The sequence below is a fragment of the Ruminococcus sp. 1001136sp1 genome, from assembly GCF_039841815.1.
Lineage (GTDB): Bacteria > Bacillota > Clostridia > Lachnospirales > Lachnospiraceae > Blautia_A > Blautia_A faecis.
In genome coordinates, this window is the sequence record NZ_JBDPGY010000001.1 from 287,925 (window position 1) to 301,706 (window position 13,782).

At 42.5% G+C, this 13,782-nt stretch carries 10 protein-coding genes; 1 reads left to right on the plus strand and 9 read right to left on the minus strand.

Translation table 11 applies throughout. The features are described 5' to 3' along the window. Positions 1-37 precede the first annotated feature (37 nt). The 5 genes from ABHC48_RS01320 to ABHC48_RS01340 form a co-directional block, all read right to left on the minus strand. Positions 38-3,349, minus strand: coding sequence for an AAA family ATPase (locus tag ABHC48_RS01320; protein WP_195698897.1), 3,312 nt, complete (start codon positions 3,347-3,349; stop codon positions 38-40). Then, positions 3,346-4,497: an exonuclease SbcCD subunit D gene (locus ABHC48_RS01325; protein WP_173718363.1), complete on the minus strand. Its 1,152-nt coding sequence runs from the start codon at positions 4,495-4,497 to the stop codon at positions 3,346-3,348. The genes ABHC48_RS01320 and ABHC48_RS01325 overlap by 4 nt, the downstream gene beginning before the upstream one ends. A gap of 100 nt (positions 4,498-4,597) precedes the next feature. Continuing rightward, a complete protein-coding gene (locus ABHC48_RS01330; protein WP_195698896.1) occupies positions 4,598-6,100 on the minus strand; it encodes a DUF4186 family protein in 1,503 nt (500 codons plus the stop codon). A 516-nt stretch (positions 6,101-6,616) separates the two neighbouring features. Then, a complete protein-coding gene (locus ABHC48_RS01335; protein ID WP_118581997.1) occupies positions 6,617-6,826 on the minus strand; it encodes a hypothetical protein in 210 nt (69 codons plus the stop codon). Between the two features lie 179 nt (positions 6,827-7,005). Then, on the minus strand, positions 7,006-8,688 hold the full coding sequence (locus tag ABHC48_RS01340; protein WP_118582000.1) for a phospho-sugar mutase: 1,683 nt from the start codon (positions 8,686-8,688) through the stop codon (positions 7,006-7,008). 530 nt (positions 8,689-9,218) lie between these two features. Between ABHC48_RS01340 and thrH the strand changes: the two genes are divergently transcribed. Then, on the plus strand, positions 9,219-9,824 hold the full coding sequence (gene thrH, locus ABHC48_RS01345; RefSeq protein WP_195698895.1) for a bifunctional phosphoserine phosphatase/homoserine phosphotransferase ThrH: 606 nt from the start codon (positions 9,219-9,221) through the stop codon (positions 9,822-9,824). 120 nt (positions 9,825-9,944) lie between these two features. Here the strand turns inward: thrH and ABHC48_RS01350 are convergent, their stop codons facing one another. Genes ABHC48_RS01350 through ABHC48_RS01365 form a run of 4 tightly spaced genes read right to left on the minus strand, consistent with a single transcriptional unit; the run spans position 9,945 to position 13,782 of the window. Next, positions 9,945-10,337, minus strand: a complete 393-nt coding sequence (locus tag ABHC48_RS01350) for a VOC family protein (RefSeq protein WP_195698894.1) — start codon at positions 10,335-10,337, stop codon at positions 9,945-9,947. Between the two features lie 33 nt (positions 10,338-10,370). Beyond that, entirely contained in the window at positions 10,371-12,050 is a 1,680-nt protein-coding gene (locus ABHC48_RS01355) for an alpha-glucosidase (RefSeq protein ID WP_195698893.1), read from the minus strand. A 44-nt stretch (positions 12,051-12,094) separates the two neighbouring features. Further along, positions 12,095-12,919, minus strand: coding sequence for a carbohydrate ABC transporter permease (locus ABHC48_RS01360; RefSeq protein ID WP_195698892.1), 825 nt, complete (start codon positions 12,917-12,919; stop codon positions 12,095-12,097). After that, positions 12,919-13,782 carry a sugar ABC transporter permease gene (locus tag ABHC48_RS01365; RefSeq protein ID WP_195698891.1) on the minus strand — a complete coding sequence of 288 codons (864 nt, stop codon included), beginning with the start codon at positions 13,780-13,782 and terminating at the stop codon, positions 12,919-12,921. Before ABHC48_RS01365 ends, ABHC48_RS01360 begins: the two co-directional genes overlap by 1 nt.

Below are 13,782 nucleotides of genomic sequence, written 5' to 3' on the forward strand. Positions count from 1 at the left end.
GACAAGTCAATATGGCAGTTACTTAATATTCGATGTACTAGCTTATCTGCCACTTCACATGACTTCCCTTCTCGTCTTTGCTGACGATCAGCTGATCTTCAATCTCCTGCTTCAGCTCGGTCACATGAGAAATAATTCCAATCAACTTGCTTCCTCCCGCCAGTTCCTGAAGAACCTTTACCGCCTGTTCTCTGGAATGCTCATCAAGGGAACCGAAGCCTTCATCCACAAACATTACATCAAGATGTATCGCTGCAGAGCTCTCCTGGATCTGATCTGCCATTCCAAGTGCCAATGCCAGAGCTGCCATAAAGGATTCTCCTCCAGAAAGGGTACGGACTTCACGCTCTTTGCCGGTAACATTAGAATATACCATAAGATCCAGACCACGATTCTTGCCTTTCCCCGCATTCTCCTCGTCTACCATACGAAGTTCAAACTGTCCGGCAGACATATTCGCAAAGCGGCGATTGGCCGCATAAAGAATCTTCTCCAGGTAATATCTCTGCACATAGGTTTCAAGATCCATACGGTTTCCGGACATATTTCCAGACAACAGCTTATAAAGAGTTTCCAGCTTGGTATGCTTTTCAATGATTTTACCTCGCTTCTCCATCTGAGGGCTAAGAATATCATATGCCTCTTTATTAGCTTTATACTGTTCTTTATAAAGTTCCAGTTTCGTCTGAGTCTGAAGCCGTACTTTCTCAGCTTCCTCCATCTGGGACTTGGCAGCTTCCATATCCGGCTTGCTCCTGCCATCTATGGCTTTTCCAGCTGTTTCTGCAGTGGTCTGTGCGGCTAGTTTTTTTCGCTGCCAGCTATCTGCTTCTTTTTGCAAAATCTCCGCTGTTTCACGGGTATAGTTCTCTGCTATATCCGCCCATTCTGCCTCTGTCATATTCTTCTCATTCATCAAAGTCTGATAAAAGGCCTGCCGCTCCTGGTAAAGCTTCTGGTGATCTGGAAGTTCCCCTTCAAATCGTTTAATCAAGCTGGTACAGTTAACCAGCTCTTCAGAAGACGCTTTTTCTTTCTTTTCAGCTTCCTTGGAAGCAGCTTCTGCAGCTTTCCATTTTCCTTTTGCCTGGTTAAACTCTGTCATAGCCGCCTCTTCTGATGGATATTCCCGGGAATCATTCAACTGCTTCAGAAGAGCTTCTGCGCTCTTAGCTGACGCTGCTGCCTCAGTCAGCTTTTGTCCGCATTCCTCTACGGCAGTTTTTCCTGATTTCTTCCGCTCTTCTACCTGTCCCAGAGCATCCTGAAGATTACGCAATGTTTTCTGGGCTGTATTAAGTCTTGTACCCTCTTCCTGTAATAAAGTTTTCCAGGTTCCAAGAAGTGTCTGTATCTGCTTCAGCAAGGCATTCCAATTACACTCTTTATCCGCCATCTGATCCTGGGCTACACCAGGGACTTCTGAATTTCTGCTCTCCTGGAAATTTTTTATATTGTCTCCCAAAGAATCAAATACTTCCACCATTCCTGCTTCCGGGAACTGCTCATGATCATTTAAAATACGCGTGCACAGCTTCCTTCCTGTCTCTTCCAAAAGTCGTTCTTTTTCTGCAACTATATCCACAGCTGACCTTGCTTCACCGGCAGACTGTTCCTGCCTGTTTCGAAGCTCAGAAACTTCTTTTTCTGCCAGTTCCAATTGCTCACGGGTGAGATCTCTATGAAGGGTAGAAGCTATGCATGGATTCGGATGTTCTATTGCGCCGCATACAGGACATGGTTTCCCCGGCTGAAGCTCGCGTGCCAGAAAACCAGCCTGCTCATCCAGAAAAATTCTCCGCATAGACTCATATTCCTGGCTCTTTGCGTCATATCTGATTCTATTCTTCTGGTATGTCTCTCGTGCTTTCTTCGCCAGTTTTTTCTGTGTTTCTACACCTTTAAGAAGATCTTCCGTTTCTTGTACTTCAATGCCAAGTACTTCCAGTTCCTGATTTTTCCCTTTCCAGACAGCAATTTTCTCATTAGTGTCGGTCAGCTTCTCTGACTGAGCCCTCCAGTCTGCTTCCTGCTTCTCCATTTTCTCCAGATCTTCTCTGGCTTTGCGGTCTGCGGCCTGCGCTGCGGTCAGATTTTGCTGGCTGGTCTTTACACTTTTTTCTGCTTCCTTGATCTGCTTAAGGAGCTTCACTTCTTTATTCACGCGCTCATAAATAGTGGTGTACGCCTTAAGCTCCTTCTCTGCCGTTTCTTTCACCGCCTTCGCTGTCTGAATGACAGATTGTGACTGTTCTTTTAATAAAGGAGCTCGTTCCTGCTGCTCCTTTAAGGCACTCTCACATGTCTGCATATTACGCAAGGCATCCTGACAGCGTGCGTATTCGCCTTTTATTTCGTATGCTTTCTTAATTTTCTCTGACAGAATGGTCTTTTCCCCTATTTGTGCTTCCACTTTCCCACATTCAGAAAGCTGAACCTCAGCGCTTTCCAGCTGCGCATATAAATTCGTCAGCTGAATGGAACTGTTGTAGATATCCCTTTTTTCATCGCGGAGTTTTGATGCGGATTGTAATTCTTTCGAGGTAAAATTCACACTTTTCTCCAGTGTTCTGCATAACTCGCCCAGATGATCCAGAAAGCAATCCATCACTACAATTTCCCCATTCAAAACCTGCTTTTTTAGCCCTTCTATTTCCTGCCACTGGTCATATTCCTGGGGAATTACCACATGGGCAGCTTCAGTCTGACATGCAGTTTTGATCTGGGCAATCTCTTTTTCCAGGGAACGCTTGCGATTCATCAGCTCGTCCACAATATTCTGGTATAATTCAGTGTTAAACAGCTTCCGGAAGATGACTTTCTTATCATCAGATTTTGCACGAAGAAGCTCCATAAATTCTCCCTGAGCGATCATGGCAACCTGCATAAACTGGCTTTTGGTAAGACCGAGGATCTCCCCCAGCTTGCTGTCAGCTTCCTTCTGTGGATATTCGGTACCATCTGGCATGATCAGGCTGACAGACCCCGGTACTTCACGACTTCCTGTATTTTTTCCCGCCCCTCTTGTCAGAAGCTTCAGATGTCTGGGAACACGGCGGACAGTATACAGCAGGCTATTTTCTCCTGCCCCTTCGGAAAAAACAAGCTCTACAAATGGTTCAACGTTCAACTCTGCATACTGGCTTTGCAGTACAACACCATCTTTCTTGTTTGTACTGGAGCTGGCTTCACCGTAAAGAGCAAATACAAGGGCATCAAATATAGTTGTTTTTCCTGCTCCGGTGTCTCCGGTCACAAGAAACAGATTCTGATTCGGCTCCTGAAAATCGATCTGTGTCAGTTTTCCGTAGGAACCAAACGCCTGCATGATAAGTTTCACAGGTCTCATTTCGTCACCTCCTGTACTGTATTGATAACCTCCTGAAGAATTTCCTGCTCTTCCGCATCTGCATTTCCGAGGAACTGGCAGCAAAGTTCAAATGGATTCAATTCACGCTCACTGTCTGCATGTCTGGTATAATCAACCTGCCGCACAGTCTCACGGCGTATCTCTAGAAGCCCTGGAAAAGCCAGACGCAGACGATCCTGCATATCAATTACGTCCAGATCCACCTTATCCGTAAGAATTACTGTCACATAATCTTTACAGCGCTGTGCCAGAACACTCTCTAAATCTCCCTTGATCACTTTTATCTGGCGCAGCGGTTCCAGTGGAATTACTTCTGTAGTGATTTCGCCCTTTTGTTTTATGTCAACCATTATAATTCCTTTATTCTGACCTGCTTCACTTACAGAGCATGCCAGCGGCGTTCCACAATAGCGATAAAACTCGCCGCCTGCTTTCATTGGCTTATGAATATGTCCCAGTGCCGCATAGTCAAATTTCTGCAGAATATCGGCTGACACCTGGTCAATATTTCCTACTGTCCGGATCTCAGAGTCCATTCGTTCAATTTCTTCTGCATTCTCCCCCATGGGCAGATAGAATTGATGGCTGACCAGAACGTTTCTCTGGTCTATGTTGACCTGTTCACGTTCTATCAGTCTGTGAATCGTATCATTGTAAGAAAGATTATTTCCATTCTCATCTGTACCAGTGATCAGCTTCACCATGGAAGGCTTCACAAAGGGAAGCAAATAAAAATTCACCGGCCCATATTCATCCTGAAGTACCACTTTCTCAATATGATCTTCTTCTGTCTGAGGCGGTATTCCGATCATATAAATTTTCTGACGGTCAAGCACACTCCGAAAACAGTTCACACGAGGTGCGCTGTCGTGATTTCCACTGATCATCATAATGACAGAATCCGGAACTGCATTTCGCAGCTTTCCGATAAAATGATCAAACACCTCCACTGCTTCTGCAGACGGAACTGCTTTGTCATAGATGTCCCCTGCGATCACGATCGCATCAGGCACTTTCTCTGCGGCCTTCTGAATTATTTGATCCAGTATATATTCCTGATCTTCTCTGAGATCACGATTGATTAATTTCAAGCCAATGTGTAAATCTGATAAGTGAAATATTCTCATAAACCGTTCCCCATTCTTATCTTCTCAAAATTCCAGTTAAACTATATATTTCATATACCTTACTATTACCGATTGTATATATAAAACCAACTTCACAGCCCTATGCATTTCTGTTATATTCTCTCTCAATCCATGCCATCAACACATCTACTATGTATTCCTGCTGCTCTTCTGTGAGCCGCACTCCTGCTGGAATTCTATGCCACTTATACAAGCATCCCCGACAGCAGCAGCCAGTAGCATGCTGAGCCAGGAATACAGGGTGCCCGCGCATTGGAGTCTGTTTGCCATCATTGGGAATCTGAGCCGGAGCCAGACGTGTTCGCACAAAATCTGAGGCATGACTGCGGATGGTATCCATTCCTTTCTCCCGGATATACTGTATATCCTTATCCTTCAGATGGAAACGACTGCGAAAATTCGAGCGGGACAGGCGGGCAAACAGATCACAAAACTGGTCCTGTTCCGGATCATATTTTCGCAAATACTTCTCATATCCATTCAATATTTCTGCAATTTTCAAATTAAGCTCTGAACCATTATACGTATAGTTCTCATCCTCTAAACGAAAATAGAAATCTATATTAACTTTCAGCTTATTGTTTCCACGCTTTATTCCTCTGCCGCTATTTCTGAAGTTACTACTATTCGTCGTATTATTAATTCCTTCATTTTTTTCATTTGTTCCACCGCCTTCTTCCTGCACCAGAAATTTCACCTGCACTGCATGCCTCTTCAGAAGAGGAATAATGCAAAAATACAGCCGGTCATCTTCCATATGAAGATACCCCAATACCTGTTTGTCTTTATTCATAAGCTGAATCTGATTCCCATGGAAAGCTTTTGGAAACAGATATTCGCCAGACTGCAAACTTGCTATAAGCCTGCCTTCCGGGGATGCGGCTTCTGCCGCCAGAAATGCTTTAACCCGATAAATTTTCTGACCTTTTCTATCTGTGCTCTCTGGTTTCATCAGGGAATCCAGAACCAGCAATGGGTTCACATATTGCATAGAAAGATATTCAAACAGCTTCGCCTGGATGCGAAAACGGTATTCCTTCAAATCTGGTACAGAAGATAAGTCTTCTGCGTTTACGGCATTCTCCGTTCTCTCAAGGAGGGCTGCGGCTGCATGACGAATACTGGTAAGAAAAAGCGCGAAATCCTCTTCCTCCGGATCCCACATATATTTTCCACAGGCAGCCTGATAATACAGTTTCCCCTGGGCTTCCTTTCGTTCTTCTTCAGAAAGATTCATACTATAGTGCAGATAAATATTCCTTGGTATAAAAGCAGCCTCGTTCCATTCACCAAACCATTCCTGATGCTGTTCCCTCTTCCCAGATTTATGATTGTCTGTGCCATGAGCCTCTGTTCCATAAACTTCCGTTCCATATACGTTCTGCATTTCCCGGCTATCGCTCTGGCTCAGTATCCGATACGCTTCATTTATCTCCTGTGCGCGCTGAATATGAGCTTCCCCTACTTCATTCAATGAGTCCGGATGAAAACGGCTGATCATCTTATGATATTTTCGCTTAATTTCCCTTTCATCATCTTCTGGGGCAATCCCCAGAAGTTCTATTGCATCTTGTGTATTCATTATATATTCCCGATATTTTTATTTCGTTTTTGTCTTCATATTCTTTCAGTATACATTATTTCAAGTAAAAGGGCTATAAATTTCCAATTTAACTTACTCTGAGTAGATGTCATTATAAATGGGAATCGGTTGGATATTGTTATGATTTATGGCTGGGAAACTAGTTCCCAGCCATTTTTTCTGATGTGTCTTGTTATAATTTTATCGGATGTGTTTCGAAAATCTTTCGTTTTCTTATTGATCTTAGGTATTTTGGTTGATCTTTAGCGGCTTATGAATCTTTAGTAATTTACAAATCTTTGGTGAAACACAGAACTTTCGTACTTCTAAGTTCTTTTGTATTTTCAGATTCTTTTGTGCTTTATTGCTTTCTTTCGTATTTCAGATTTCTTAAGTGTTTTTCGTATTTCTCTTTCGTTGATGTATCTATACTACCATATCTGTCGCTTTTTGTCATCTGGCAAAGTGAACATATTTTCGATTGTATTTTCATCTATTTTTTATTCTATCAATATATTACATCAATACCAGCATGATAATCCCAACTATCACAAGAAGGGGAAGTGCTATGTAGATCAGACCTCCCAGAACTAATCCGATCAGGACAAGGGGAAGGAATATCAGACGAAAAAAGATTTTCGTAATTCCCCAGGTTGCGCGGAAGGCAAGTCCGATCATTTTGCCAAATATACCAAACATTAAAATGATAAATAACAGCGTCAGCATAAATTGTCACCTCGTTTTCTTTTCAGGCATTATACAATATGGTCTGCCCTTTACTGTAATCAACAACTTAATGGGGATTTTCACTTCAAATAAAGAAAAAATTTACAAACAGCGTAAAAAGCCCCCTGCGGAATCATTCCGCAAGGGGCGATTATTCACTATACGATTATATACTTCGCTTAAGCCATCATCGGCTCCAATGCCTTAGCCAGCTTCTCTTTCTCAGCTTCTGCCTCTGCAAGATCTTTACCCAGTGTAGTGTAATAAATCTTAATCTTCGGCTCTGTTCCGGATGGACGAACAACTACTGTCTCGTTATTCTCCAGTTTGTAAATGAGAACATTTGCTGCTGGAAGACCGGTCTCCTCAGGCTTCTTATAATCGGTAACCTTCACTACCTTGTAGCCTGCAATGTCTGCCGGCGGGTTGTCACGGAATTTCTGCATGATTCCTGCCATAGTGTCCATTCCGCTGAGTCCCGGGAATTCAAAGCTGTCAACCTTGTTCAGGTAACGGCCATACTGTGCGTAAATCTCCTCAAGTCTCTGCTTCAAGGAGCTTCCAATGCTTCTGTAGTATGCAGCCATCTCGCAGATCAGCATGGATCCGATAATGGCATCCTTATCACGTACATACGGTCCTGCAAGGTATCCGTAGCTCTCTTCAAATCCGAAAATGAAACGGTCCACTTCACCAGCAGCCTCAAGCTGTGCGATCTGGTCGCCGATCCACTTAAATCCGGTAAGTACGCTTCTAAGCTCTACACCGTAGTGCTCTGCAACTGCGTCTGCAAGAGGTGTGGAAACAATAGATTTCACTGCAACCGGATTCTTCGGCATTGTGCCTTTCTCGATACGACCAGCTGCAATATAGTCAAGAAGAAGAACTCCCACTTCATTACCACTTACCAGCTCATAGGAACCGTCCGGGCATTTCATGGCAATACCAACACGGTCTGCATCCGGGTCAGTAGCAAGCATAAGATCTGCTCCTGTCTCCTTGGCAAGCTTCAGTCCCTGCTCCAGAGCTGCGAAAATCTCCGGGTTCGGGTAGCTGCATGTGGTAAAATAGCCGTTCGGGTATTCCTGTTCCGGAACAATCGTTACATCTGTGATTCCGATATCCTTCAGGATCTGGGTTACCGGCACAAGTCCGGAACCATTCAGCGGGCTGTAAACCAGCTTCAGTCCTGCTGTCTTACAAAGACCCGGACGAACCTGGCGTGACTCGATTGCATCGTAAAGAGCACGTTTGCAATCGTCACCAACAAAGCGAATCAGGCCTTCCTCAACGCCCTCTGCAAAGGACATGTATTTCGCGCCTGTCAGAATGTCTGTCTTCTGGATCTCATCATAAACGATAGCTGCAGCATCATCTGTCATCTGGCAGCCATCCGGGCCGTAAGCCTTGTATCCATTATATTTAGCAGGGTTATGAGATGCGGTAACCATAATACCCGCGTTGCACTCATAGTAGCGTGTCGCAAAGGAAAGGGCCGGTACAGGCATTAATGCATCATAAATTCTGACCTTAATGTCATTGGCAGCCAGAACTCCTGCTGCTGTTTTCGCAAATATATCACTCTTCAGACGGCTGTCGTAGCTGATTGCAACGGTCTGAGTGCCGCCCTGAGTCTTCACCCAGTTAGCAAGCCCCTGTGTAGCCTGACGCACTACATAGATATTCATACGGTTGGTACCTGCTCCAAGAACTCCACGGAGTCCTGCTGTACCAAATTTCAGAGCTACTGCAAAACGATCTTTAATTTCTTCGTCGTTTCCTTCAATCTTAGATAATTCTGGTTTCAGATCTGCATCCTCGAGATCCGCTGCCATCCAGCGCTTGTACTCTTCGTTATACATTTTAACCACTCCTGCCATTATTATTCTGTCTATTTTGTCTAATATTACTACAGATATTAATAATATACCACATTTTTCACGAAACGGCAATATAAGCGACAAATTTCTACCAGACATTTTTTCTCTGTTTTCCACCAATTTCCGACAATTATACATTTCAGCCGCAGTTCACAGGGAGTTACTGTTCACTGGTAACATTCCGCGAGGTGTTTTTTGTGAACAAAGTTCACAGAAAACCCGAGAATTAAGTTTGCGCAGCAAACGCTACTTCTTGTGCTTGTCACAAGAAGGTTCGTTTTTCTGTGCATCGCGAAGCGAGTTACTGGTCACGGAGTGAACAGTAACCACAGGGAACATTCCATTCTCACATTATCAATTTAGGTATAGCGTTCCCGGCTTTTTTACGCTATAATAAGATAGTGTGCGAAAGCAACCATCCTAACTGCTTTCCCTTTATCTGACATTGAGATTTGAAAAACACTATAAAATTCAATTGCAGCAATCTTTACAGCTGCAGAACGGAGGAGATTATGGAAATTGTCTGCCTAGACTTAGAAGGTGTGCTTGTCCCGGAGATCTGGATCGCATTTGCCGAAGAAACCGGCATTCCGGAGCTGAAACGAACCACAAGAGACGAGCCTGATTACGATAAATTAATGAAATACCGCCTGAACATTCTGAAAGAGCATGGTCTTGGTCTGAAAGAAATCCAGGAGACCATCGCCAAGATCGCCCCGCTTCCAGGCGCCAGGGAATTTCTGGATAAATTAAGAGCACAGACTCAGGTTATCATCCTCAGTGACACTTTTTCCCAGTTTGCAGGTCCTCTTATGAAAAAACTGGGCTACCCGACTATCTTCTGCAATACACTGGTAGTTGGCGAAAATGGCGAAATTACTGATTTTAAAATGCGCTGCGAAAAATCCAAATACACCACTGTGAAAGCCCTGCAGTCCATCGGCTACGACACCATTGCCAGCGGTGACAGCCACAACGACCTTGGCATGATCCAGGCAAGTAAAGCAGGATTCCTGTTCAAGAGCACGGATGCTATCAAGGCTGAATATCCGGAGATTCCGGCTTATGAAACTTATGACGAGCTGTATGATGCAATTATGAAGGCAATTACAGCTTAGAGCGTGTTTAAAAAGGGCTTTTTTCAAAATCATTATATAAAGAAAAGGGCAGAAATCAAGAAAACTTTCTTAACATCTGCCCTTTTCCAGAAACAAGCATTCCTATATTCTTACATCATCTCAAAGTATTTCGCAAAATTCTATCACTTCTCTATTTGGGCCTTCCACCTTAAAAAAGCGAATTCCGTTCTTCCAATAAGGCAGTGATTCCACTTCAGGACTAAGCACTTTATATTCTGACAGCATCTCCTGGTATAACTTGTCCACTTCTTCTACTGAAAGTGCCAGATGCTCAATGCTCCCTGTCCGCTTTGCAGGCTCTTCACATTCGTAAACTTCAAGCATAACATTGTGTATCCGAAGGAAAGCTGTTTTTTTCCCTTTTATTTCTTCCTGGTTTATATCCTCAAACCCCAGAGATTTGTAGAAATCTAATGTTTCTGAATATTTGTCTGTTGGAATTCCAATATGCTGGATTCCTTTTATATGCCTTTTATATAAATACTGTTCCATATGCCATCTCCTGATGCGCTTCATTCTCACTACTTATTTTGCCATTCGATAAACCCGTGCTTCATAAGGTCGCAGCGACATTTTTTCAGATATACCTGCTTCAGGATAGTTTGAAATCAGAAGTTTTGCACTATTTTGTACAAATTCAGCCGGTACTTCCAATTCCAGTTCTTCTTCACTGAAATTGCAGGCTACCAGAAGCTTCTCATTTTCCAGTACTCTTTCATAAACAAATGCTGTTTTGTGTTCCGGATAAAGCAGCTTATAAGAGCCATATACAATGATTGGGTACTCTTTCCGCAGACGGATTAGCTGTTTATAAAAATTCAGAATCGAATCCGGATCTTTCTCCTGCTTTGCAACATTAATCTCTTTATAATTTGGATTTACGATAAACCAGGGAGTACCTGAAGTAAAACCGGCATTCACTGTATCATCCCACTGCATAGGTGTTCTGGCATTATCTCTTCCCTTGCGATTGATGTAACGCATCATATCTTCCTGAGAAATTCTTCCATCAGAGGTATACTCCTTATAAGCATTTATTTCTTCAATATCATTACACTCTTCAATACTGTGTAATGTAATGTTCTTCATTCCAATTTCTTCACCCTGATAGATATATGGGGTTCCCTGCAACATATGAAGGCAGACTGCCAACATTTTAGCGGATTCCTTCCAGTATTTTCCATCATTGCCAAATCTGGAAACCATTCGTGGCTGATCGTGGTTATTCATATACAGACTGTTCCAGCCTACGCCATCCAGACCGATCTGCCATTTGCTAAGCACTTTTTTCAGTTCTGGCAGATCTGGCTTCTTGTCTGTCCATTTGAATCCATTATCACTGTCCACATCCATATGTTCAAAGGTAAAGACCATATTAAGCTCATCACGCTCAAAGCCTGTATATTTTTTCGCATCTTCCACAGAAGTACAGGGTGCTTCACCAACTGTCATTACATCATATTTCGACAGTACTCTATGATTCATTTCCTGTAAATATTCGTGTACATGAGGGCCATTCATTACAAACGGAAGTCTGTCACCATATTTTGAACCAGGAATAGGCTTGCCGTCCGGATATCCTTTTACCTTGGAAATCATGTTAATAACATCCATTCGAAAACCATCAATGCCCTTATCCAGCCACCATTTCATCAGATCATAAACTTCTTCGCGCACCTTTTCATTGCGCCAGTTCAAATCAGGCTGCTTTTTTGAGAATAGATGAAGATAATACATATCCGTATTTTCATCATATTCCCAGGCAGATCCACTGAAATTGGAGTCCCAGTTATTTGGAGGGTTTCCATCTTTTCCTTTTTCCCAAATATAATAGTTACGATAGGAATTGTCCTCAGAGCTTCTGCTCTCCATAAACCACTTATGTTCATCAGAAGTATGATTTACTACCAGATCCAGCATGATTTTCAGATGATGTTCATGAGCTTTGGCCAGAAGTTCATCAAAATCATCCAAGGTTCCAAATTCATCCATAATATCACGATAATCGCTGATATCATAACCATTGTCATCATTTGGTGATTTATAGATTGGGCACAGCCAAAGCACATCCACTCCCAGTTCTTCCAGATAATCTAGTTTTGAAATAATTCCACCCAGATCCCCAATTCCATCTCCATTGCTATCGCAGAAACTGCGAGGATAGATTTGGTATACAACACTTTCTTTCCACCATTTTTTATCCATAATCCTTACCATTCCTTTTTATTTTTTCTGAAAGCAAAAGTTTATCACCCTTTTACTGCTCCGTCTGTTACGCCCTTCACAATATAACGCTGGCAAACAACATAGAATATAATAATCGGCACCATACACAAAATCAGGCCTGCTGTCGCAAGATCCCAGTTCTTCGTAAACTGACCGAAGAACAGATAGGTCTTAAGCGGTAATGTCTGCCAACCAGCTCTGTTAATGATAAGGTTCGGCAAAAGGAAGTCATTCCAGATCCACATTACATTCAAAATAGCTACTGTCACCGTAATTGTTTTTAACAGTGGAAACACAATTGAAAAGAACATACGCAGCATACTGCATCCATCCAGTGTAGCAGCCTCTTCCAGTTCCAGCGGTATATTTTTAATAAACCCATGATATAACACGATTGACATACTGCAGCCAAATCCAACATACATAAATACAATGCCAGGACGATTCATCAGATTCAGATCACTCATGAAGTCAACCAGTGGAAGCATTACACATTGAAATGGGATCAGCATGGATGCTGCAAATAACATAAAAAGAATCTTGCTTGTCCGTGTGTTATATCGTACCAAAACCCATGCTGCCATGGATGATACCAGGACGATCAAAATGGTAGATACAATTGTAATCACCAGTGAATTCATAAAAGATCGTACAAAATCCAGTTTTTCAAATGCTTCTTTATAATTGTCCCATCCGAAATGACTGGGCAGTGCCAGTACATTCAAATAAATTTCTTTAAGATCTTTAAAGGAACTGTTAATCAGAAGCAAAACGGGAGATAAAAACAACAAAGACAATATGATCAGTAAAAGGATGAGGATTGTTTTTTTCCACACTTTCATCTTCATTACATCTCTACCTCCTTGCGTTTGCTCAGATACAGCTGTGTCAGAGAAATCACAACAACTACAATTAAAAATACAACTGCTTTTGACTGCGCAACTCCCAGCTTTGACTCTTTAAAAGCGGTATTATATATGTTAAGGGCAATCATTTCTGTACTACTTCCTGGTCCACCGGCTGTCAATGCCAGGTTCTGATCAAACATTTTGAATGAATCCGAAATAGAAAGAAACAGACCAATGGTAAAGGCCGGAGCTACCAGCGGCAGCTTAATCTTTATAAATGTCTGGAAGGAAGTTGCCCCATCAATTTTGGCAGCTTCTATATAAGAATCCGGAATACTCTCCAGCTGCGCGATATAAATAATCATCATATATCCGGCAAGCTGCCAGGTAAGTACGATCAGCATACCGATAAATCCTGTTTTCTGATCTGACAGCCATCCCTGAAGCCAGGTAAATCCAGTAACTTTTCCCAGTGCTTCAAATATAGATACAAAAATGAACTGCCAGGTGAATCCAAGAAGAATACCTCCGATCAGGTTTGGCATAAAAAACACTGTTCTGGCAATATTAGAACCTTTGATTTTGTTTGTAACAAGTACCGCCAGGCCAAAGCCAACTACGTTAATACTGATTACTGCACAGATGGCAAATACAAATGTAAATAAAAATGAATTCCAGAAGCCTGTATCTTTCAGTAATCCAATATAATTTGAAACTCCTACAAATGCAGCATTCTTTCCAATTCCGTTCCAGTTTGTAAAGGAATAATAGAACCCCTTTACAGCCGGAACCAGAACTACAAGGACAAATGCAAACAATGCCGGAAAGATAAACAACCAGAAGCCGGTCTGTTTTCTTTTCAT